This window comes from Pantoea sp. DY-17 (genome assembly GCF_019795975.1).
Taxonomy (GTDB): domain Bacteria; phylum Pseudomonadota; class Gammaproteobacteria; order Enterobacterales; family Enterobacteriaceae; genus Pantoea; species Pantoea leporis.
This window is the reverse complement of sequence record NZ_JAIMIG010000001.1, coordinates 98,104-120,545: the sequence shown is the minus strand read 5'-3', so window position 1 is coordinate 120,545 and position 22,442 is coordinate 98,104. Positions and strand designations below refer to the sequence as shown.

24 protein-coding genes are annotated in these 22,442 nt (G+C 57.2%); 5 read left to right on the top strand and 19 right to left on the bottom strand.

The features are described from left to right. Positions 1–18 precede the first annotated feature (18 nt). The 3 genes from K5Y33_RS00615 to K5Y33_RS00605 are packed head-to-tail and all read right to left on the bottom strand — an operon-like array spanning position 19 to position 1,717. Entirely contained in the window at positions 19–672 is a 654-nt protein-coding gene (locus tag K5Y33_RS00615) for a DUF799 domain-containing protein (RefSeq protein WP_222233076.1), read from the bottom strand. Then, a complete protein-coding gene (locus K5Y33_RS00610) occupies positions 669–1,028 on the bottom strand; it encodes a DUF4810 domain-containing protein (protein WP_101762458.1) in 360 nt (119 codons plus the stop codon). Before K5Y33_RS00610 ends, K5Y33_RS00615 begins: the two co-directional genes overlap by 4 nt. Before the next feature lie 11 nt (positions 1,029–1,039). Further along, a complete protein-coding gene (locus K5Y33_RS00605) occupies positions 1,040–1,717 on the bottom strand; it encodes a CsgG/HfaB family protein (RefSeq protein ID WP_222233075.1) in 678 nt (225 codons plus the stop codon). Positions 1,718–1,871: 154 nt separating this feature from the next. Here K5Y33_RS00605 and K5Y33_RS00600 point away from each other — a divergent pair, with 154 nt between their 5' ends. After that, the gene (locus K5Y33_RS00600) at positions 1,872–2,291 is read left to right on the top strand and encodes a cell envelope integrity TolA C-terminal domain-containing protein (RefSeq protein ID WP_222233074.1); all 420 of its coding nucleotides are present in this window, start codon (positions 1,872–1,874) and stop codon (positions 2,289–2,291) included. On the opposite strand, the gene K5Y33_RS00595 is transcribed toward K5Y33_RS00600, so the two are convergent. Further along, entirely contained in the window at positions 2,221–3,312 is a 1,092-nt protein-coding gene (locus K5Y33_RS00595) for an AraC family transcriptional regulator (protein WP_210081256.1), read from the bottom strand. The genes K5Y33_RS00600 and K5Y33_RS00595 overlap by 71 nt on opposite strands. Positions 3,313–3,463: 151 nt before the next feature. After that, positions 3,464–4,468, bottom strand: a complete 1,005-nt coding sequence (locus K5Y33_RS00590; protein ID WP_222233073.1) for a phosphotransferase enzyme family protein — start codon at positions 4,466–4,468, stop codon at positions 3,464–3,466. A 259-nt stretch (positions 4,469–4,727) separates the two neighbouring features. On the opposite strand from K5Y33_RS00590, the gene eat reads away from it, so the two are divergent. Then, positions 4,728–6,092: an ethanolamine permease gene (gene eat / locus K5Y33_RS00585; protein WP_061717487.1), complete on the top strand. Its 1,365-nt coding sequence runs from the start codon at positions 4,728–4,730 to the stop codon at positions 6,090–6,092. A gap of 282 nt (positions 6,093–6,374) precedes the next feature. Here the strand turns inward: eat and mak are convergent, their stop codons facing one another. Then, a complete protein-coding gene (gene mak / locus K5Y33_RS00580) occupies positions 6,375–7,286 on the bottom strand; it encodes a fructokinase (protein WP_110867766.1) in 912 nt (303 codons plus the stop codon). 145 nt (positions 7,287–7,431) lie between these two features. Here mak and rdgC point away from each other — a divergent pair, with 145 nt between their 5' ends. Then, positions 7,432–8,343, top strand: coding sequence for a recombination-associated protein RdgC (gene rdgC, locus K5Y33_RS00575; RefSeq protein WP_101762465.1), 912 nt, complete (start codon positions 7,432–7,434; stop codon positions 8,341–8,343). 127 nt (positions 8,344–8,470) lie between these two features. On the opposite strand, the gene ppnP is transcribed toward rdgC, so the two are convergent. The 7 genes from ppnP to aroL all read right to left on the bottom strand — a co-directional run bounded on the left by ppnP (position 8,471) and on the right by aroL (position 14,172). Then, on the bottom strand, positions 8,471–8,755 hold the full coding sequence (ppnP, locus tag K5Y33_RS00570; protein WP_101762466.1) for a pyrimidine/purine nucleoside phosphorylase: 285 nt from the start codon (positions 8,753–8,755) through the stop codon (positions 8,471–8,473). A gap of 104 nt (positions 8,756–8,859) precedes the next feature. Next, positions 8,860–9,537: an AroM family protein gene (locus K5Y33_RS00565; RefSeq protein ID WP_222233834.1), complete on the bottom strand. Its 678-nt coding sequence runs from the start codon at positions 9,535–9,537 to the stop codon at positions 8,860–8,862. A 2-nt stretch (positions 9,538–9,539) separates the two neighbouring features. Further along, positions 9,540–10,472, bottom strand: coding sequence for a DUF1177 domain-containing protein (locus K5Y33_RS00560; protein ID WP_222233072.1), 933 nt, complete (start codon positions 10,470–10,472; stop codon positions 9,540–9,542). A 15-nt stretch (positions 10,473–10,487) separates the two neighbouring features. Then, positions 10,488–12,047, bottom strand: coding sequence for an OPT/YSL family transporter (locus K5Y33_RS00555; protein ID WP_222233071.1), 1,560 nt, complete (start codon positions 12,045–12,047; stop codon positions 10,488–10,490). A gap of 189 nt (positions 12,048–12,236) precedes the next feature. Beyond that, on the bottom strand, positions 12,237–12,989 hold the full coding sequence (locus K5Y33_RS00550; RefSeq protein ID WP_222210828.1) for an IclR family transcriptional regulator: 753 nt from the start codon (positions 12,987–12,989) through the stop codon (positions 12,237–12,239). A 358-nt stretch (positions 12,990–13,347) separates the two neighbouring features. After that, positions 13,348–13,539 (bottom strand): YaiA family protein, encoded by a 192-nt coding sequence (locus K5Y33_RS00545; protein ID WP_192236728.1) that lies wholly within the window; start codon positions 13,537–13,539, stop codon positions 13,348–13,350. A 108-nt stretch (positions 13,540–13,647) separates the two neighbouring features. Continuing rightward, entirely contained in the window at positions 13,648–14,172 is a 525-nt protein-coding gene (gene aroL / locus K5Y33_RS00540) for a shikimate kinase AroL (protein WP_110867770.1), read from the bottom strand. Between the two features lie 283 nt (positions 14,173–14,455). On the opposite strand from aroL, the gene K5Y33_RS00535 reads away from it, so the two are divergent. Next, complete coding sequence (locus tag K5Y33_RS00535) at positions 14,456–15,148, top strand: DUF2076 domain-containing protein (protein ID WP_222233070.1); 693 nt, start codon at positions 14,456–14,458, stop codon at positions 15,146–15,148. On the opposite strand, the gene K5Y33_RS00530 is transcribed toward K5Y33_RS00535, so the two are convergent. Then, on the bottom strand, positions 15,149–15,592 hold the full coding sequence (locus K5Y33_RS00530) for a YaiI/YqxD family protein (protein ID WP_008106050.1): 444 nt from the start codon (positions 15,590–15,592) through the stop codon (positions 15,149–15,151). A 147-nt stretch (positions 15,593–15,739) separates the two neighbouring features. Here K5Y33_RS00530 and proC point away from each other — a divergent pair, with 147 nt between their 5' ends. After that, a complete protein-coding gene (gene proC / locus K5Y33_RS00525; protein WP_222233833.1) occupies positions 15,740–16,552 on the top strand; it encodes a pyrroline-5-carboxylate reductase in 813 nt (270 codons plus the stop codon). Positions 16,553–16,641: 89 nt separating this feature from the next. On the opposite strand, the gene K5Y33_RS00520 is transcribed toward proC, so the two are convergent. The 5 genes from K5Y33_RS00520 to K5Y33_RS00500 form a co-directional block, all read right to left on the bottom strand. Next, positions 16,642–18,171, bottom strand: coding sequence for an FAD-dependent oxidoreductase (locus K5Y33_RS00520; protein ID WP_222233069.1), 1,530 nt, complete (start codon positions 18,169–18,171; stop codon positions 16,642–16,644). A gap of 125 nt (positions 18,172–18,296) precedes the next feature. Next, entirely contained in the window at positions 18,297–19,466 is a 1,170-nt protein-coding gene (locus K5Y33_RS00515) for an N-acetylglucosamine-6-phosphate deacetylase (protein ID WP_222233068.1), read from the bottom strand. Continuing rightward, on the bottom strand, positions 19,459–20,232 hold the full coding sequence (locus K5Y33_RS00510) for a glucosamine-6-phosphate deaminase (protein WP_222233067.1): 774 nt from the start codon (positions 20,230–20,232) through the stop codon (positions 19,459–19,461). Before K5Y33_RS00510 ends, K5Y33_RS00515 begins: the two co-directional genes overlap by 8 nt. A 1-nt stretch (position 20,233) precedes the next feature. Next, positions 20,234–21,757: a sodium:solute symporter family protein gene (locus tag K5Y33_RS00505; RefSeq protein WP_222233066.1), complete on the bottom strand. Its 1,524-nt coding sequence runs from the start codon at positions 21,755–21,757 to the stop codon at positions 20,234–20,236. A gap of 287 nt (positions 21,758–22,044) precedes the next feature. Further along, complete coding sequence (locus K5Y33_RS00500) at positions 22,045–22,347, bottom strand: PsiF family protein (RefSeq protein WP_101762479.1); 303 nt, start codon at positions 22,345–22,347, stop codon at positions 22,045–22,047. Positions 22,348–22,442: the final 95 nt, after the last annotated feature.

Sequence of the window (22,442 nt, the reverse complement as noted above, 5' to 3'; positions counted from 1 at the left end):
ACGATTCACTGCATTCTTTTACCGCGTACTCACCAACTTATAACGAGGGCCGGCCAGCAAACCGCCCTGCTCGTTCTGCGCCAGCAGACGGGCGCTGGTCACACCGGCGATGGTGTGTGCCTTATCCGACACATTGCTGGCAATCTGCTTAATCGCAGCAGAGACCAACATGCCAATAATACCGCCATTATTGTTGTTGCCATCTTCCGCGTCGCTGGCGGTGGCAATGCCTTGCCACAGCTCTTTACCGCTGCGCAAATCCACCAGACGCGCCGTCGCCGACACCTTGGTCACGCTCTGGATCACCTGATAACTGCTGCCGTAATCGGTCACTGAAATGTACAGCGCGCTGTCGGCGTGGAAGATGTCATGCAGACGCTGCGGGCTGACAGCCTGAATTTCATGGCCGTTGGTCAATCCGTTCTGCTGGAAGGTTTCATCCACCACCGCCACCGGGAACACGTAATAGCCCGCTTCCGCCAGCGGACGTGTCACCAGCGAGGTGAAGCTGTTCGCCGCGTTCACATCCGGCGCGCGGTTATCCGCAGGCAACACCAGAATTGAGGCCGGCTTGCTGGCGCGGAAGGCGCTGTAATCGTACGGTTTTTTATGCGCGCAGCCGGTCAATAGCAGCGTGGCCAGCACGCCTAAAGACACAATCAGCTTTTTCACTGGGCAACTCCTTGTTTTTTCTTCATCAGAAAGTCCATATAGGGCGCCGATTCCGGGAACAGCTGCTTCTCGGTGGCAAACTGGCCGAAGGCTTTATCGGTAGCACCGGTTTTGGCGTACAGCAGGCCGAGCTGCGCGTGCAGGCCCGGCGCAACCGGTTTGTTGACCGATTTGGCTTTTTCAATATCCAGATTCAGTGCTTCGATCTGCTTCTGCGGATCGCTATCTTTTTTGTAATAGCTATAGATCTGCTGCTGGTAATCGCCCCAGTAATAGATCGGTTCCGGCCCTTTTGGCGCACAGCCTGCCAGCACACCCGCAGCGATCAGCGCCGCACTCAGTTGCAACCCTTTCATGCTCAATATCCTTATTTCGCCGGACGCCATGCGCCACTGTTAATGCCATCCACTAAATGATCTACCGCTTCACGAATCGCCAGATCCATCACTTTGCCGTTGAGAGTGGAGTCATAGCTGGTGGTGCCGCCGAAACCGACGATCTCACGCGCTGACAGCTTGAATTCACCCGCGCCCTGCGCGCTGTACACCACTTCTGAGGTGGTGACATCCACCACATTCAGGTTGACTTTGGCATAGGCGATCTGGTTCTTACCGCGCCCCAAAATGCCCCACAGCTGCTGATCGCCCACTTCTTTGCGACCAAATTCGGTGATATCGCCGGTGATGATGTAAGTCGCACCTTTGATGTTCTGCTCGCTCTTCTTAAAGCCGGCTTCCTGCTGCAACTCTTTCAGGTTGCTGCGATCCAGCACGTTGAAGCGATTGGTCTGCTGCAGGTGCGTGACCAAAATGGTTTTCGACTGATTGCCAAGACGATCCACGCCATCGGAGAAGATGCCGTTCATGTACGAGGAGCGGTTATCAAACTGGCCAACCGCAATCGGGCTGCGCACGCCCTGATACGCGGGCTGGCTGGCCGCACGCACCTGTGGCGCTTCAATGGCGCGTGACGATTCGGTCGCGCAGCCGCTGAGCAGCGTGGCGCTTAACAAGGAGAGTGCCGCAAGGGCATATTTTTTCTGCATTTCTAATCCATGAATCAAAAGGAGATAAAGCCGCAAGGCTGCGGCAAATTCTGGTTCTGCCGATAGTCAGAGTAATGCCATAGCATTGGTTGAGTCGGTCTGTAGACTGTCGGCAGTGAGGGAGAGGAACTTTAGTGAAAACACAGGCATATTAATGAATTTAATTAATCGAATGGCGGGATTATTGGGCGGGTTAATGATTATTGCGACGCTCAGCGCTTGTCAGCATTCTCAGCCAAAGCAACAGGATAGCATCGCCAATCTGTGTCAGCCGCAAAGCGCGCCGGGCAGCGCATCCTGCAAGTGGGCTGATGAGATGCAGCATCAGCTCAACCAGCATTTCCGCGATGCGCGCCGTTATGCCGGTCAGCAATGTCTGGTGCGGCTTGAGTGGCAAAACAGCGGGCGCTACGCGGTGACGCAGACGCAAGGCGACGAAACGCTGTGCCTGCGCGCCTGGCAGTTGATTGGTCAAAGCAAAGATTTACCGCCGCCGCCGGACGCTAGCCAGCCAGCGTGGTTCGGTTTTGCCCCGGCAACGCCGAGCCATCCTGGCGCCACTGGCGCGGGCTGATGCCAAACCAGCGGCGGAAGGCGCGGGAGAAGGCGCTGACTTCGGAATAGCCGAGCAGCAGCGCCATCTCTGAGATTGGCAGCTGCTTCTGTTGCAGATAGTGCGTCGCCATCTCGCAGCGTACCTTGTCCACCAGCGCCGTGAAACTGATGCCCTCTTCACGCAGCCGCCGTTGCAGCGACCAGCTCGACAGGCCCATTTTTTCGGCAATATCTTCCAGCACCGGTTCGCCCTGCATCAGCGACAGATTGACCTGCGATCGCGCCTGCTCCACCACGCTTTGCAGGCTGGCACAACTGTTCAGGCGGCGGATAGCATCCTGCATCACCATCAGCAACATCGGATCTTGTTCCGGCATGCTGCGCAGCAGATCGCGTTTCGGGATCAGTAATGAGTTGAACGGTTGATCAAACCACACCGGCGCATCAAACACTTTGCAGTGCTCGTGCCACTGCTCCGGGCGCGGATGTTCGAAGTGCACTTCACGCGGTGCCCAGTTTTTGCCGGCAACGTGGCGGATCAAGTTGAGGAACATGCCGAGCGTCAGCTCCGCATCCTGACGTCTGGAGAGGATCGCGCCGTGGCGCACCTGATAATCGAGCCGCCAGCACTCGCCTTTATCCACCAGCCGCGTCAGCGTGTCGTGCTGATGCCACGGAAAGGCATTCACCACGTTGTGCAGCGCCTGCTCCAGCGTGGGCGAACAGAGGCCGATATACCCAATCAAGCCTAATGACTGCGGTTTGAACTGCTTGCCGTAATGCAAACCGAAGTTATCAAAACCGGAATGACGCGCTGCCTCTTCCATCACGCGGCAGTAGTTCACCAAACCCAGGCTTAGCGTGGGGCTCGCCAGCAGTTCGGAGTTGATGCCGCTGATGCCAAAAATACGATCGACATCGCCGCCTTTGTCAGTGATAAACCCGCTCAGTCCGGTGGCCGCCGCCGCCAAAACGCCGCGGTTGCTGGCGCTGACGGACAAGGCGCTAAAGGCTTCAGTGGGTGTTATGAGTGATTGCATCGGAACCTCTGCGTGTGGCGCGAGTGAAACAGGTTGAGGATTCCAGCAATATTCGTACCAGGCGGATGATTTGCGGATTTTGTCGCAGGGTCGCCATGAATGGCGACCTTTGCTGCGCCGCGACAGCGCAAAGCTGCTCACTGCTGGTGCATCAGACGCCAACCGGCAGCTGATTGGTTTCCAGATAACGTCGGCAGAGGCGCACCGAGTGATCGGCCCAGCGCGGCCCAAGGCTCAGTGCCATTTCCGTTTCCGCGTGTGATCCCATCCACGCTGTCATCTGAATGCGGCGCTGGATCAGCAGCGTCGGCACCAGCGCCATCTCGTCATCACTGATGTGCGCCACTTTTTCGTAACCGAGGATCCAGTTATCCACCCATTCGGCGGCGCGCGGATGGTGCTCTACAAAACTGATCGCCGCCGCCAGATCGTGCAGATACCAGCCGAGTCCGCAGTCATCAAAGTCGATCACCCGCGTTTCGCCTTTATGCAGCAGCAGGTTGGTCAGACGCAGATCGGCGTGGATCAAACCATAACGATCCGCCCCTTGGCCAAAGCCCTGCAGCTCCTGCCCGACGCGCGCTACCGCTTCGGCGACAATGCCATGATCGGCCGGATTGAGGTTCGGCGCATCCTGCCAGCGTCCCCAATGGCTATGATCGCTAACCATGGTGTGATGATCCCAGATGATGCGCTGGAAACCGGCCGGTTTCTGCCAGCTGCGGCTGTGCTGGTGCAAGCGCGCGGTGATGTGACCAAGCTGCTGAAACGCTTTGGGATCGACATCGGTGGTGGGCATGTCACCCTCAATCCAGTGGAACAACACGGCGTAGCGCTGGGCGCCGTTTGCCATCGGCAGCGTCAGCACGGTCTCACCCTCGCTGGCCGGGATCGCCTGCGGCACCATGATGCCAATGTCACGCAGCGCATCCAGCCACAGCAGCTCGCTCTGAATGTCCGCTTTGCTGTGATAGTTAGGACGATGCAGACGCAGCGCGTAGCGTTTGCCCGCCGCCTGCAACAGGAAGGTGGCATTTTCCGACCGGCACAGCAGCTTGAGTTCGCCGCGCAGTGCCGCGGGATAACGGGCCAGCGCCTGATGCGCCAGCAGGGTGATTTCAGTATCGGTTAAGGTATCGGATTGTTCGGCACTCATTCATCAATCTCCAGCATCAAGCAAGTGGTATCAGCATGGGATGACGTCGTCCTGACTGCTTGACCGCAGATAACCCAAAGTTGACCGCAGCGTGCATCTGGCACTTTTCTTGCCTTAGAGTTGACCGTGGAGGACAAAACTCACTGCGCCCGCGTCAAGTTTTCCCGCGTCCGGCAGCGGCATTATCACTTCACTGTAGCGCAAAGATAAAAAAGCGCGGTGAAGCTGCCGCACCAACAATGACGACGGGGAGAAGATGATGACGAATAAGCTCAAACCCACGCTGGGCACCCTGCATTTGTGGGGCATTGCGGTTGGACTGGTGATTTCCGGGGAATATTTTGGCTGGAGTTACGGCTGGGGCGTGGCGGGCACGCTAGGGTTTCTGATCACCACCGCTATGATCGCCACCATGTATACCTGCTTCATTTTCAGCTTTACCGAACTGACCACCGCGATTCCGCATGCGGGCGGTCCGTTTGCCTATAGCCGCCGCGCGTTCGGTGAAACCGGCGGCTTGATCGCGGGCCTCGCCACGCTGATTGAGTTCGTGTTCGCACCGCCGGCGATCGCCATGGCGATTGGCGCTTACCTCAACGTCCAATATCCCGATCTCAATCCGAAAACCGCCGCGGTCGGCGCCTATATCGTCTTCATGACGCTGAACATTCTCGGCGTTAAGCTGGCGGCGATGTTCGAATTGGTGGTCACCGTGCTGGCGGTTCTGGAGCTGCTGGTGTTTATGGGCGTGGTGTCGCCGGGCTTCAGCATCGCCAACTTTGCCGCTAACGGCTGGGCGGGCAGCGATCACTTCGGCATGCCGGCGATGTCTGGCATCTTTGCCGCGATTCCGTTCGCCATCTGGTTCTTCCTGGCGATTGAAGGCGCGGCGATGGCGGCCGAAGAGGCCAAAGATCCGAAACGCACCATTCCCAAAGCCTATATCACCGGCATTTTGACGCTGGTGGTGCTGGCGATTGGCGTGATGCTGCTGGCCGGTGGCGCTGGCGACTGGCGCAAGCTGTCGGACATCAACGATCCGCTGCCGCAGGCAATGAAGATGATTGTCGGTGAAAACTCCAACTGGATGCACATGCTGGTGTGGATCGGTCTGTTTGGCCTGATTGCCAGCTTCCACGGCATTATTCTCGGCTATTCGCGCCAGTTCTTCGCCCTCGCCCGCGCCGGTTATCTGCCGCAAAGTCTGGCGAAGCTGTCGCGCTTCCAGACGCCGCACCGCGCGATTATCGCCGGCGGTTTGATTGGCATCGCCGCCATCTACAGCGATGGTTTCATTAATCTGCAAGGCATGACGCTGACCGCTGCGATGATCACCATGGCGGTGTTCGGCGCGATTGTGATGTATCTGATGAGTATGCTGAGCCTGTTCAAACTGCGTCGCACTGCGCCAGAGATGGAACGCAGCTTCCGTGCGCCTGGCTATCCGATTGTGCCGGGCATTGCGCTGGTGCTGTCGCTGGTGTGTCTGGTGGCGATGCTGTGGTTCAACCCGGTGATTGGCGGCTTGTTTGTGGCGATTATGGCGGTGGGATATGTCTACTTCCTGGCGACGAAAGCCCAGCGCGATAACGCGCCGCAGGATTCGATGTTAGTGGGTGAGTGAGTGGGTTAGTGCTGGCTGTCCCCCATCCCGGCCTTCCCCCGCAAGCGGGGGAAGGAGACGCTGCCACATGCAGCATCCAAACTCACATATAGCAGCATCTTCCTCCCCCATTGATGGAGGTGTGCACGCTGTCCCCCATCCCGGCCTTCCCCCGCAAGCGGGGGAAGGAGACGCTGCAACATGCAGCATCCAAACTCACATATAGCAGCATCTTCCTCCCCCATTTATGGGGGAGGACCGAGGAGGGGGAAAGCGAGCACAAACCGAGGTGCGTAACAGAAACTACCCTTTCAACGGCCACAACCACGCCGCCCCGCGCACGCCGCTCGAATCGCCATGTACCGCCTTCAGCACTGGCGTTTCACACTCGCGGCCAAACACCCACTGCTTCATCAGCGCCGGCACGGTTTGGTACAGGCGATCGTTGTTACTCATGCCGCCGCCCAACACAATCACATCGGGATCCAGCAGATTCACTACCTGCGCCAGCGATTTCGCCAGACGCATTTCGTAGCGATTCATCGCCAGTTCCGCCACCGGATCCTGCTGCTCAATCAGCTTGATGATCTCCGCGCCTTTCAGCGCTTTACCGCTCAGACGCTGATAATCGATAGCGAAGCCGGTACCCGATACAAAGGTCTCAATGCAGCCCTGCAAGCCACAGTAACAGGGCACTTCCGCGCGGTGGCGCAGTTCATCTTCATCCATCCACGGCAGCGGATTGTGGCCCCACTCACCGGCATTGCCGTTACCGCCAATACGCGACTCACCGCCAATCGCTACGCCCGCGCCCGATCCGGTGCCGATAATCACCGCAAACACCAGCGGCTGACCCGCGCCCGCGCCATCTACCGCTTCGGAAACCGCCAGACAATTCGCGTCGTTGGCGATGCGCACGTCACGATTCAGCGCCTGCGCTAAATCCTTATCCAGCGGCTGACCGTTCAGCCAGGTGGAGTTGGCATTCTTCACCCGTTGCGTGTAGGGCGAAATCGTGCCGGGAATGCCGATGCCGACCGTGCCCTGCTGGCCGGTTTTCTCCTCCGCCAGCAGCACTAAATCGACAATCGCCTGAACCGTGGCAGCGTAGTCGTCACGCGGCGTGTTAACGCGATGACGGAACAGTTCCTGACCCTGATCAGACAGTGCAATCACTTCAATTTTGGTCCCGCCTAAATCAATCCCGATGCGCACGATTTATTCCTCATTATTCGTTCTGGTGACCAATACAGTAGAAGGCTGAATCGGGAAAGGCAATGAAACCAATCCGATGTTTCGCTATCATGCGCGCTGACTTTGAGACTTGTGCGCCCGATCGCACCCACGGTAAGGAATCCCGATGTTGTGGTTTAAAAATATGATGGTTTATCGTCTGAATCGTGACATTCCGCTGTCCGCAGACGATCTGGAAAAACAGCTCGACGCCTTTACCTTTTCGCCATGCGGCAGCCAGGATATGGCGAAAACCGGCTGGGTTTCACCGATGGGCAACCGCAGCGAAGCGCTGACGCACGAAATCAACGGTCAGATGGTGATTTGTGCACGCACCGAGCAGAAGATTCTGCCGTCGCCGGTGGTGAAGCAGGCGCTGGAAGCCAAAATCGACAAGCTGGAGGCGGAACAGAGCCGCAAGCTGAAGAAGACCGAGAAAGATTCGCTGAAAGATGAAGTGCTGCACAGCTTGCTGCCACGCGCGTTTAGCCGTTTCAGCCAGACGTATATGTGGATCGACACCGTTAACAATCTGATCATCGTCGACTGTGCCAGCGCCAAAAAAGCCGAAGACACGCTGGCGCTGCTGCGTAAAAGCCTCGGTTCGCTGCCGGTGGTACCGCTGACGCTGGAGAATCCGATCGAGCTGACGCTGACCGAATGGGTGCGCTCAGGTGAGCTGCCAGCCGGTTTTGCCCTGATGGATGAAGCCGAGCTGAAAGCCATGCTGGAAGATGGCGGCGTGATCCGCTGTAAGAAGCAGGATCTGATTTCCGACGAAATCGCCACGCACATTGAAGCCGGTAAAGTGGTCACCAAGCTAGCGCTTGACTGGCAGGAACGCATTCAGTTCGTTATCGCCGATGATGCTTCAGTGAAGCGTTTGAAGTTCAGCGACACGCTGCGTGAGCAGAATGATGACATCGACCGCGATGATTTCGCCCAGCGTTTCGATGCCGATTTTATTCTGATGACCAGCGAACTGGCCGCGCTGATCGGCAATCTGGTCGAAGCGTTAGGCGGCGAAGCGAAGCGTTAATCCCCTCGATCCTGATCGCCATTAAGGGTGACCCAACGACAAACCTGCAGGATTTTCGTGGGGTGCGCAATAAAAAAACCTGCGCTTCAACAGAAGTCGCAGGTTTAAGATGTTCTAAAGCTTGAGTTTAGAGGTAGCGGCACAGATAAGAAGAAGGCTCTGCCACCTGCAGATGGAATTCGCTTTGGCCTGGCACGTTGAAGCTGGTGCCAGCTTCGTACCATTTCCACTCGGTTTCGCCCGGCAGCAGCACTTTCAGCGCGCCGCTCACCACCGTCATCTCTTCCGGTTGATTGGTGCCGAAGGTGTATTCACCTTCCGCCATCACGCCAACGCTGGCACGGCCAATGGTCACGCTGTCGAAACCAATGGATTTCACTTTTCCGTCGAAATACTCACTTGTATTGAGCATATTACTTCCTCACAGCACATTATCGTGACTGGCAGATTACTAAGGAACTCACTGATCTGTCACGCGAATTAGCGCCACAGATCGCAACTTGTGATCTCCCTGCGTTAGACGATCAATTCTGCCGCCAGCTTGGCCACCAGCACGTTCGACAGCAGTACCGGAATGCCCAGCATTTTCTGCAGGAAATCGCGGTGCTGCTGGTGATAGCCGATGCAATCCAGCACCACCACATCCGCGCCCTGCTCCTGCAGCGACAATCCCGCTTCCACTAAATCGGCCTGCTCCGCCAGATACGGGCTGGCAACGGCAAAACATGGCGGAGTGATCAGATTGCGCCACTTGTTGGCCTGCTCGGCAATCTGCTCTTCCACCGGCACCACAATCCCGACTTTATGATCTTGCACAATCGCGCGTACCAGCGGTGGGATAATGCGATCGGGCTCCAGCAGCAGAGCGGATTGGGTTTTCAGCGCGCCAAACTCGCCGGTGCACAGCAGCAAAATGGTGTCATAGCCCTGCTGCTCCAGCGCGTTGATCTTACGTTGCAGTCCCTGCTCCACTTTTGCTACGGACAGGCGCACCTGCTCGCCGCTGGTCATACGCGATACCAGCACCTTGTCGCCCGGCGCGGGCGCATACTGCAGCTCAACTTCGGCTAGCGTCAGGCCGTCGAGTAAACCGGCATGCGCCACCTGATCGGCGGACAGATATTCCAGCAGCAGCGGCAGAATGTCGCTACGCGGTGATTGACCAATCGTCAGTGTGACCAGGGAGATGTTCATCATCAGGCTTTCCGGGTGCGCAGATGGCTGAGACTACCATACAAAGAGAGCAGCAGCGCGTACTCTTGTGGGTCGTAGAAGTGACAGGTTTCACGCCCGAACTCTTTCGCCACTTCGACCGCAAACTTCACTGCTAAAGCGATATCCACTTCGTGGCTGGCGCCGGTGCCGCAGCCCGGCACCACCGATTCGGCGCAGATCGCCACACCGACCACCGGCACATCCGTCGCGGTGGAAGGTTGCAAAATACTGTTGAGGTGATAAACCCCGTTGCCGTATGGCGTGATGTCCTGCGTGGTGATCGGGAAGGTGACCGCTGGTTTGCCGCTGGTCATCTCCATGATGCGTAACAGATCTTCTGACACGCGTAGGATGTAACCCTCTTTCACCGTCGGCGACAGCGCGTAGCCTTTGTGATTGAGGATGCGGTTACCTTTGGTGGTATCGATCGACAGAATCGCATCGACGCCAGCAACCACTTCGTTGTCATTCATGGTGATGTCGTCGCACGGCGAATCCATGAAATCGACCGGTTCGTGCGGACGGGTTGGCGCATCCGGGCAGATGTGCGTGGTGATGATCACATCACCGGCCAGCACGTCGCCTTTAGTCTGCATCTGCGCCAGCTTCAGCGCGCTGCTCACCGCCGCGACTGCGCCATCGGCGTCAGACACCATACCAATGCGCGTTGGACGCGCACCGATACCGCCGAGACGTCCAATAATGCCGAGCGTTGGCGCACTGCCGCCGTTGCTTTTGCCCTGCGCGCCGGGAATGTCGATGCGGACGAAATCGGTCCGCCATTTTGGCCCACTGACGCGTTTGGTGCTGGCGGTGACGCCCGGATAGGCCGCGAACAGATCGACCACCTGTTGACCATCAATGTAGGCGCTATCGAGTAACTCAAAGACCTGCAGTGTCTGCTGTAAACTCATAATTAATTCCCTGGATTATTTTTTAGTGCCGCTGGCAAAAAGTGAATGGAAGAAGCTGTAGAGCGCGTCGCCCGCGATAAATCCGGCGGCCATCACCTCCATCGGTGAACGTCCACGCTCGCCCCACACGCGCAGGATGATAATGCGCAGCGCGATGCCCACCATCACCGCCCAACCTGCCGCAGCGTTGTTGATTAATAAGCCTGTCGCCAGCAGGACGCCAAGCTGACGTTTCGGTCCGCCGATCAACTGAATAATCGCGCCCGGAATCGCCCACATCAGCAGGTTGCCGGCAATCCCCGGCTCCGCACCGGCCTGAATAGTTTTGGCATAGACGCGCGCCACCGGCGGCAGCAGATTCTCGGCAAAGAAAATGGTGTGCGCGTACCACACCACGGGAATACAGATCACAAAGGCAATCATCGCGGCGATCAGCTGGATACGGCGACCCCACAGCTCTTGCTGCACATCGGCACCGTTACCGCGCAGGATAAAGCCGGCTTTCAGGTCATAACCCATATCGGCAAACGCCGGACCGGTAGCGGCGGTAAAACCACACAGCAGGCACAACGCCAGCGGCGGGAAGCCGAGCAGGATACCGAGAATCAGGGTAATCAGCGCCACCGCAAAGGCCGGGAACCAGCCAGAGTGCATGGCGGCGATACCAACAATCAATTCATGCACGAAGGCAGCAAAGGCGGCGTAAAGGATAAACAGCACCAGCATCGGCAGGCCCATCTGGCTCCACAGACCGCCCGCCAGCGCCAGCAGCGTGGAGATGACGATGTAACCGACGGTGCCGAAACCCAGCGAACGTTTGACTTCGCTGTCGCTACGGCTGACGTTGACCTGATCATTGCGGCGGCTACGAATCACCTGCACCACCTGAATCAACGCTACCAAACCGGCACCGACCATCACACCGTGCGGAATATAGAGTGCGTTGATATCAATGCCAGCAACCGGTTGCGCGTAGGCTCGCAGCAGGAAACCCATACCTAGCATGCTGAGCGCCCAGATATTACCGATAAACGCGGTGCCAAATGCCGACATCGGGATCTTTAGCATCGAACCCACGATGCCGCCAACAATCCCCACCACCAGCAGCCAAGCCTGACGACCGCCTTTGTCACCGGCTTTGATCGCTTCGGCTGCCGCCACGCCCGGCGGCCACGCATTGCTGGCCGGGAAGACGCGGGTATCAAATAGACGATAGAGTAAATAAGCATCGAGCAGCATCGCCGCGCTGACGCCAACAAACAGCGGCAGCACCAGCTGCGGCTCACCCAGCGCCCACGGCACCGCAATTGGCATCAACAAGCTGTTGGCCGCACCGAAGGTGGCAGAGGAGATGGCGGTTTGCGCGAGGTTTTGTACTTCAATGGAGCGATAGCGACGAAACCATTGCAGCGGAATACGCGCCAGCAGCATGGCAAACAGCGCGCCGATAATAGAGGTATTGGGTGTTACCCCAATGGTGGTAATAAGCTGAACCCCAATGATGGCGCCGGCAACGGACAGCAGAACCAGCATTAAGGCAACGCCAACGCTTTTTATTGGATTATTTTGACGCATGAGATCCCCGTATTTTCACCCTGTAGAAAACGCTTTAATTCGAAGTGCCCGACACGCGGGACATCAACGTTTTTATATTAATCGTTCCCTGATTATTGAAATAAGCAGGTCCGAAGACCTGCTATTTCCCTGGTGTGGCGCGAATAAACGCCTTCAAAACTAAAATAGGGTTTCCTGTTTTGGACAGGATTATGCGCCGTATTTTTCGGCCATCAGTGCAGCCGTTGCGCGTAGTTCGCTGAGCAGCCTCTCCGGATATCCGGGCGCCGCTTCTTGCGATAAAAACGAGAGACAGAGCGCGGCACTTTCACCGCGATGTTTATTGGTTACCGCGACCGCCAGCGAACTGATGCCCGGCAGCGTCTCATTGCGCGCCAGTGCCCAGCCTTGCTGGCGAATTACCGCTAACTCTTTACATAACGCATCGACGCTCAGCGGCGAGTTCATCGAAGCCGCCTGCCAGTTGCTGGCAAATCGGTCGCGAACCTCGTCATCACTGAGCTGCGCCAGCAGCACGCGTCCGGTCGAAGTGCCGGTCAATGAAACGCGCGTGCCCGGCGGCGTCACCAGCTGGGTGAAGAAGCGGCCGTGATACATGCGCATCACCAGCACATCGTCGCCATCCAAAACCGAGATATAACCCATGCAACCGCTGCTGGCCGCCAGGCGCGCCATCGGCGCCGACGCGCTATCCACTAGCGGCGTCGACAGATAGTGACCCGCCACCGACAGCAGCACGCGACCAATCTGGAAGCAGCGACTTTCAGTGTCACGCTCAAGTAAGCCTTCACTCTCCATGGTCGCTAACAGGCGCGAGACCGTGCTTTTCGGCATGCCTAACGCATCCACCACCTCGGTAAAGGTCAAGCCGGGATGGCCCTGCGTCACGCCAAAGCGCTGAAACAGCTTCAGTACAGCGGAGGCATTTTCGAGTGTGGTCATGGCGTTGGTTTCACTATATGGAACACAGTTCCTCTTTCAATAACCAGAAAGTAAAGCGCGATGCTTTGAGGGTCAAGCGCAAATTTTAAGCCGGACGTTTCTGAGGGAATTTAAGGCAGAATAAAATACGGCGTGAAGTGGGAAATAAATGACGTAATCAGGTGAGTTAAATATTCCGCAGGAAAGTGTGTAACTTTTTTGGAATATTGCAGTTTTTCGGCTGAGATTCTTTATCGTACAGAGTTCAAGTTGCAGGGAGACGGCAAATGGGTGAAACCCCCAGGAGCTTACTTAGGTAAGTGACTGGGGTGAACACATGCAGCCAACGCACCTGCAGCTTGAAATATGACGGGTAAACTTAATCTTTATCAGCGTCTTCGTAGCGCTCTTTGGCATCTTGCGCTTCGGTTTCGCTTTTGTGTTCGCTTATTAATGTATCGGGTTTGGGATGGTCGGCACGTAATTCATACCAGGTGACGGTTTGATCCGCCGAACCTTTTTCAACGGCGACAATACGCGCGACGCGCGGATAGGGTGGTTTCGTTGGCATTGTTTTCCCTCTTCTATCAGTTGTCCACAGACAGCGGTGATCCTCTGCCTAACGCTAAGTATAGACAACTGAGGATCGCTGCAAAAAAACAGAGAGAAATCTGAGGGTTTAGCTGGCGCGCGCTAAAGAGAGCGATTGCAGAATTTGCTCTACTACGCGATCGGGCGATTGCATCGCGTTGACTTCATGATGCGCGGTTTGGCGATACAAATGAGCACGCTCACGCAAAATATCGCCCATCTCTTCGGCAATCGGGCGGCCGGTTAAGGTGGGACGCTGCGCGGCTTCCGGCTGATGTTCCAGACGATCGGCCAGCACGTCTGAGGGCGCGTTCAGCCAAATCACCTGGCCGTGTTCGCGCATAAAGCGACAATTAACTTCCGCCAACACCATGCCGCCGCCGGTGGCGATGACCGTATTCGGAGCGGTGACCGCGCGCAGCGATTCCGTTTCGCGGGCGCGGAAGCTATCCCACCCTTCAGATGCGACAATCTCCGCCACGCTGCGTTGCGTAGTGAGTTGCAAATAGTGATCGGTATCGTTGAAGGCATAGCCCAGCGCTTGCGACAGCGCCTGGCCAACCGTGGTTTTACCGCAACCGCGTGCGCCGATCAGATAGATGGGTAATGACATCCGGGCTCATCCTCCGCCGTAATGTGCCGCACGGGCAACGTCATCAGGTCAATAATGCGTCGCATAATACCTGGATTTTATTTTATCAGCCACCCGCGAGGCACGATTTACGCGTATTTCAGTCACATCCTAAGCTAGTCGTTTGATTAAGCTGCAAAAAACAATGCATGAATCGTGCATCGGGCCAAATGTAACAGCGGCCAACATTTCCTTACCAGGCCGCTGATTTACTTTCTTCGGTCGCGCCCTCATATATGAGGAATACCTTAACGGAGGGTTCCCCATGCAAAGCGAAGAACAACAACTTATTGAAAACCTGTTCAGCCGATTGAAACAGGCTGAGACGCAAAGCGGCCCGCGTGATGCTGGCGCAGAGCAGTTAATCAAACAGCATTTACAGAATCAGCCCGGCGCGCCTTACTACATGTCGCAGGCGATCCTGATTCAGGAAGCGGCGCTGAAAAAGCTTAATGCGCAGGTTACGGATCTGGAAAATCGTCTGGCGCAGGCGCAGCAGCAACAGGCACCGCAGCAGAGCAGCGGCGGTTTTCTTTCCAGCCTGTTTGGTGGCGGATCGCGCCCGGCGGCACAGCAGCAGCCTGCCTGGGGAAATCCACCGCCGCAACCGCAACAGCAGTATGCGCCACCGCAGCAGCAATCTGCTGCGCCTGCGGCACGCAGCACCGGCTTCCTCGGCGGCGCATTACAGACGGCCGTTGGCGTGGCGGGCGGCGTGGTGATGGCGGATATGCTGACCAGCATGTTCCACCATTCGCAGCCGGAAGAGATCGTTAACATCATCAACGAACCGGCGCTGCCGCAGGTCGATAACAGCCTCGACACCTTTAACGGCAACGACAGCAATAATGCGTTCCTGAATGATAACTCGGGCTGGGATAACAACCTGGCGGACAACAATGATTTCGGTGACTTTGGCAGCGGCGGCGACTTTGACGACGATGATAGCTTCGTCTGATCAGCGTTGACGTAACCACTTATCCAGTTCATTGGCGAACAGTTGGCGGTCGCGTTGGCTTAAGGTCGACGGGCCGCCACTCTGAATCCCGCTGGCGCGCATCGTTTCCATAAAGTCACGCATGGTTAAGCGCTGACGAATGGTGTCTGTCGAATAACGCTCTCCGCGCGGATTCAGCGCCGCAGCGCCCTTCTCCAGCACTTCTGCCGCCAGCGGAATATCGCCGGTAATCACCAGCTCGCCGGGTTGCACCCGTTTCACAATCTCGTTATCCGCCACGTCAAACCCGGCAGCAACCTGCAGCGTTTTCAGCCACGGCGACGGCGGCACGCGCAGCGGTTGGTTGGCGACAAAGGTCACGGTAACTTTGGTGCGCTCAGCCGCGCGGTACAGTACTTCTTTGATGACATTGGGACAGGCATCGGCATCAACCCAAATCGACATGATGACTCCTTTTTCACAGACAATGAGGCTGATCTTGCCGTGCTGCGGCAGAATGGCAACTGTTTTTGCTGCCCGCCCGCCTTGTTATTAATCCTCGCTGACGTAAGCTTACCCCCACAGAAAATGAACCACTTAGAGGATAAAGCGATGCTGGAGAAGAAAATCGGGTTTGTCGGCTGCGGCAATATGGCGAAAGCCATCATTAGCGGACTGGTCAACAGCGGGCAAATCGCCCCCGCCAATATCTGGGTGTTCGACCGTAAGCCCGCCACCAATCAGACGATGGCGCAGCAATATGGCGTCACCGCCGCGGACAGCGTGGAAAGTCTGGCGCGCGAAGTGGATATTCTGTTTGGCGCGGTGAAACCCAATGTGATTCTCAAAGTGCTGAAAGATCTTGCCGGCCAGCTGAAGAAAGATGTGCTGGTGGTCTCGATTGCCGCAGGCGTGACGCTGGATTCTCTGGCATCGGTGCTCGGCCACGATCGCAAAATCATCCGCGTGATGCCCAATACGCCATCACTGGTGAACGAAGGTATGACCTCGGTGACGCCAAACGTGCTAGTGGAAGCGCATGAAGTGGATGAAGTGGTGGGGATTTTCGAAAGCTTCGGCAAAGCGGCGGTGGTAAATGAATACCTGATTCACGCGGTGGTTGGCGTGAGCGGCTCAGCGCCAGCCTATGTGTTTATGTTTATCGAAGCGATGGCCGATGCGGCGGTGCTCGGCGGCATGCCGCGTGCGCAGGCATATCAGTTTGCGGCACAGGCGGTCAAAGGTTCGGCGCAGATGGTGCTGGAAACCGGCAAGCATCCCGGCGAGCTGAAAGATATGGTGTGCTCGCCAGGCGGCACCACCATCGAAGCGGTGAAAGTGCTGGAAGAGAAAGGCTTCCGCGCCGCGGTGATTAATGCGATGCAGCAGTGTATGGCGAAGTCAGAGGCGTTGAGTAAGCAGTGATCGGTGCGCTTTGCCCCTCACCCTAACCCTCTCCCGCAAGCGGGAGAGGGAACCGATCGTGCGTCTCCCTCTTCCTGTGGGAGAGGGCATCAGGCCGCTGCGTACGCCTCATACAGCGCAATACCCTGCGCCAGCGTCATGGGCTGCTGCATCTCCTGCACCAGCGCTGCCGTCAGCGTATATAACCCGGCAGAACACACCGCCGCAATCATCCCCTCCTGACAATAGAAAGCGATAAACTGCTTATTCTGCAGCGATCCCAGCAGCCGGTAATCGTCCCACTCTTCCGCATGCCCCAGATACTCATAGCGGGTACCGTAATGCGCGGTCCAGAAGAACGGCACGCGGTCATACAGGATCTGTTTCCCTAACATATTCAGCGCCGCGATGCGCCCTTGCTGGTGCGCCACGCGATAGTGCTCAATGCGTTGTGGGCCCTGCACCGACGGATAACTGGCGATATCACCGGCCACCCAGATGTTATCGGCCACGCGCAGCTGGCTGTCGGTAAGCAAGCTGCCATCTTCTTCCAGCGGCAGGTCGTGGATGAATGAGGTCGCCGGCACCACGCCCGTGCCAAACAGCACCAGGCTGGCATCGACTTTTTTGCCACTCTTCAGGCGCACGGCAGTGACTTTGCCCTCGCCTTCCAGCGCCACGGGATCACCTTCGACAAATTTCACGCCGTTGCTGCGATGCAGATCGTAGAAGTGGCGGCCAATCTCTTCGCCAAACTGTTTAGCGAACGGCAGCGGCTGGCGCGCAATCACCGTGACATCAACATCACGATTACGCAGCGAACCTGCCATCTCCATGCCGATAAAGCTGTTGCCGATAATCACCAGCTGCTCGGTTTTATCCACCTCTTTGAGTAACTCATCGGCCTGATTAAGCGATCGCAGCAGATGCACGCTGTCGAGATCTTTACCCGGTATATCGAGCGGTTGCGGCACGCCGCCGCTGGCAATGAGCAGTTGGTCAAACTTCACTTGCTGACCGCCTTTAAGGACCAGCGTTTGCTCAAGCGCTTTGAGCTGCTCGACATCGCCCTGAATCCGCTCCACCGTGCCCAGCACATCCTGCTGCAGCAGCTTAGGTACATCCTCAATCGCCATTTTGCCTGACGGCACGAATTTGCTCAGTGCTGTGCGATCGTAAGGTGCGGCCGATTCCCGCTCGATCAACACAATATGCCCTTTAAAACCTTCATCGCGCAGCGTCCAGATCGCCGCACTCCCCGCCGCGCCCGAACCGAGAATCACGCATACCGGTGACTCACCTTGTGCGGAGGGCGCACTGGCGGGCGACATCGCCTGCGGGCTGACCAGCACTTTGCCTTGTTCGATGCGCACCGGATAACGCTTGAGATTCGCCAGCGCCAGCGGCTCGCACATCTGCCCATCCTGCAGCTGAAACACCGCTTTGTGCCACGGACAGATCAGCTTGTCGCCACACACCGCGCCCTGCTCTAACGGCGCCCCGGCGTGCGGGCATTTGGCCTGAAACGCCTGCACCCGCTCATCGTCACGAATCAGTACCACATCGGTGTCGCCGACGGTAAATTTGGTGGGTTTGCGCTGTGCCAGCGACTTGAGTTCCACGACAGTTTGATAGCTCACGTTAGGCCTCCTTTCTTGTGGTTTTTGAGGTAATCAGCAAATCCCTACAAAGAGTAAGCCTGGCAAAGCATGGTGATTTGTCCGCATCGACAACGCGCTACGGTAGGTAAGTTATTGTTTATTCGCTAAAGATAATCTTCACCATCCCGCCACACGACAGCGCCTTGCTTCACACAGCCGCGTAAAGCCACGCCGCCGTCCGCCTGAGCAGCCAGCAGCAGCACATCGGCGGGTGCGCCGCAGGCCAAACCTTGCTGCTGCGGCAGATTGAGCTGCCGCGCCGGACGAACAGACGCCATCTCAATCGCCTGCGCCAGCGTCGCCAGCTGATGGCGTAGCAGGAAGTTCACGCCCTCCAGCAAACCACGCGCCGATCCCGCCAGCAGCTGCGGCGCGTCGGCGATGCTCAGGCGTCCGCTGGCACTAAGCTGCACGCGGCCGCCAATCGCGGTGTCGTAGATGCCCGGCGGCTGCCCGGCGAACGAGGTGACGTCACTGACCAGCAGCGCCTGCTCGCCTTTGGCACGCAGGAACACTTTCAACACGTCCGCCGGCAGGTGATCGCCATCGGCAATCAACGTGGCCGTCAGCGCATCTTCCGCCAGCTGCTGCCAGATGTAATTGGGATGACGCGGCAGTTGCAGATGCGCGCCGTTGCCGAGATGGGTGGAGAGCGTCGCGCCTGCGTCAACCGCCGCGTGAATTTGCGCTGGCGTGGCGGACGTATGCCCAATGGCGACGCGCACCTGCTGCGCCACACAATGTTTGATCAGCGCATCGCTGTGCGGCCATTCCGGCGACAGCGTGAGCAGGCGAATATGCTGCTGCGCGGCTTGCTGCCAGCTGTCGAACAGCGCAATATCCGGTGCGCGAATCGCCTCGCGCGGATGCGCACCGCGCGGCCCATCTTCAGGCGACAAAAAAGGTCCTTCCAGATGAAACCCCGGAACGGCGCGTGCCACGTCAGGATGATGCTGGCGGGCGCTGGCGAGTCGCTGCATCGCCTGCGCAATTTCCTCCGGCATGGCGGTGATCACCGTTGGCAGAAAGCTGGTGACGCCCTGCTGCCACAGCGCGCACGTGGCGTCTAGCACATCCTCTTCGCTAAAAGGAAAGTGGTTGAAATCGACGCCCTGAAAGCCGTTGACCTGCAGATCGACCAAGCCCGGCGCGAGGATGATCTCCTCTTCCAGTTTATTCAGCGCGCGCACATCACTGATGGTGCCGTGCTCAATCTCCAGCTCAATCGGTTGCAGCGTGCGGTAATCGCGACCGCGCAAAATGAGGTTAGTCAAAGGTCACCTCCGGGCAGGCATCGCTGTCGGTATAGAGCGTGCAATCGGCATGCTGGCGCAGACACGTCGCCGGACACGCGGTGGAGATCGCATCCTCAAGCGTTGCGCGCACCGCCGCGCGTTTGCTCGCACCCGGCACCATGCAGAACAGCCGCGCACCACTCATCAAGGCGGGAATCGTTAGCGTCACGGCATGCGTCGGTACCGCCTCGAAACTGGCGAAACAGCCATCGTTGACCTGCTGCTGGCGGCAGGCATTATCCAGCTGCACCACCTTAACGGAGAAAGGATCGTTGAAGTCGGCCACTGGCGGATCGTTGAAGGCTAAATGGCCATTCTCGCCAATCCCCAGACACACCGCATCAATCGGTGCAGCGGTAAGTTTTGCCGCGTAATCCGCACAGATCGCGGCAGGATCGCCGCAAGAGGGAAGTAGATGGACTTCGCCAGGCTGCACCCTATCAAACAGCTTCTGGCGTAAAAAGTGGCTGAAACGCTGCCGCGCATCCGTCTCCAGCCCGATGTACTCGTCCATATGGAAAGCGTGAATACGCGACCAGTCGATATCCCCAGCCGCAACCAGCGCGTCGAGAAACTCGTTTTGCGAGGGCGCGGCGGCAAACACCATGCGCACCACATGCTGTTCACTCAGCCGTTGACGCAGAAACGCGGCCACATCCTGCGCAGCAGCAGCACCTAATGCCGCGCGGCTGGCGAAGCGTTTGATCCGTAAGCGATCTCGGGTTCCCTGTTGTAAGAGCGTCATATTATCCCTCCTGAGAGACGTTGCTTTTATGCGCCCAGCGCTGTGCGGTAGGCGCATCCTGATCTTGATTGAGTGCGATCAGCAGCTGATCTACTTCCGGACGCACCGGCGCGCGGCGTAACCAGCCCATCACCACAAACAGCACCAGCGAGGACATCACCGGCGCAGCCACCACGGTGGCGGTGCTGACATCGGTAAAGACAAATTTCACGCAGAAGAAAGTGCCGACGCCGATCGCCCAACTCACCAGCGCGGCGGCGCTGCCGCTGCGACGAAATGCCGGCAGCAAACCCAGCAGCATGGGAATGGAGATCGGGCCGACTAAGCCGCCAAACCAGATGATCAGCAGCGACAGCACGCCGCCGAAGTGGCTGGCGTTCATGGCAATCACCAGCGTGGTGATAATGAAGATAAAAGCGGTGAGCCGCGCCACCAGCAGCGAGCTTTTACCGCGCTGAAAGTGTTTCGGCAGCATGCCGGGCAGGATATCGCGCGTCACCACCGCCGTAATGGCGTTGGCATCCGACGAGGTCATCGACAGCGTGTGGGTAAACATCGCCACCAGCACCAAACCCACTAGACCATTCGGCAGCAGCTCCATCGCCATCATCGAATAAGAGCGCGACGGATCGCTGAGATTGGGAAACAGCAGCGGCGCTGCCCACATCGGCCAGAACAGAATCAGCGGCCAGATGAGATAGAGCGCGGCGGAGAGGCGCGCCGCTTTGCGTGCATCGCGGCCGGCGGGCGCGGCAATAAAGCGCTGCGCCAGATTCCAGGTGCCGCCGTTGTAGCTCAGCGTGTAGATGACGAAATAGGCGAGAATAAAGCCGATGCTGTACGGCTCCTGAATAATCTGGGTATGGGTTGGCGGCAAACGCTGCCAGATGGTGAACAGCTCAGCAAAGCCGCCGAGGTGCACCGCCACCGCGACCACCATCACAATCGCGGCGACAAACTGCACCACGAACTGGCCGAAGTCGTTGCAGGCATCCGCCCACAATCCGCCCATCACGGTGTAAAACAAACTCAGCGCGCCGGAAACGCAGATGCCAATCAGCGGATCAAGTCCGGTAAAGACGTTGATGATCACCGCAATTGCCGCCCACTTCGCGCCGACGTCAAAAGTTTTCAGCAGCACCCCGCTCCACGCCAGCACCATTTGCGTTGGCAGGTTGTAGCGCGTGGCGAGATATTCCATCGGCGATTCGATGTTCATATAAATACGCAAGCGCGCCCAGCGCGGCGCAAACAGGCGTGAACCTATCAACACCGCGATCGCGATGGGAAACGCCCACCAAAAATAGATGGTGATGCCCATGTTGTAAGCCACCGCCGCATAGGCGACAAACACCGCCGCGCTGTAGCCTGACATATGATGCGACACGCCCGACAGCCACCACGGCATTTTGCCGCCAGCCGCAAAGAAATCACGCGTGCTGCCTACCTTGCGCATCGCCCACAAGGTTATAGCCACAATCATCAGCGCATAAAGCGCCATCACAGCATAATCAAGCACATTCATAGCAGACTCCACAGGTAAAGGCTGCCCAACGAACGCTCTGGCTTCGCGGGGATTGAGCGGATGGAATAATTAGTCATCATTTAGGACTAAAGCATCCTGGCAGCGTTATCGGTGCGGTTTTGTGATGAGGATCCTGATATGAGTTTTTCCTCTGACGTAATAAGTAAAATTGAATATGTCTGCGCCGCAGCTTACAGCAATAAAAAAAGGGTTCACGCTAAACATGAACCCTTATTCCTTTTCACGCATGAGTGATTTAAAACGGCGACGATTTATCGCTAATTAAATCAGCTTTTCTTCAGGCACGAACTCATAAACGTTTTACGTGCATCGCCGGTGAGCTTTTTATCGCTCGCATCAGCATTACAGGTTTTCATCTTCATTTGTTGCGGCGTCATACTGCCTATTTTGCTGTCTTTTTTCAGACAGTCACTCATAAAGCTTTTACGCGCATCGCCTTTCAGATTTTGTGTACCGGCGCTCTGGTTACACTGGGTCATTTTTTCCTGCTGAGCGGTTTTCTCTGCCGCACTCGCTCCGCCTGCAATCAGCAAGCCTGCTGTCATTATTGCCAAAAGACACGATTTCATTACCGGATTCTCCGTAGCATTATTGCTCTCTAAGCATGGCACGGAATAAGCAAATACGAGAAATCGATAATGACAATTGCCTGCAAAAACAGGCG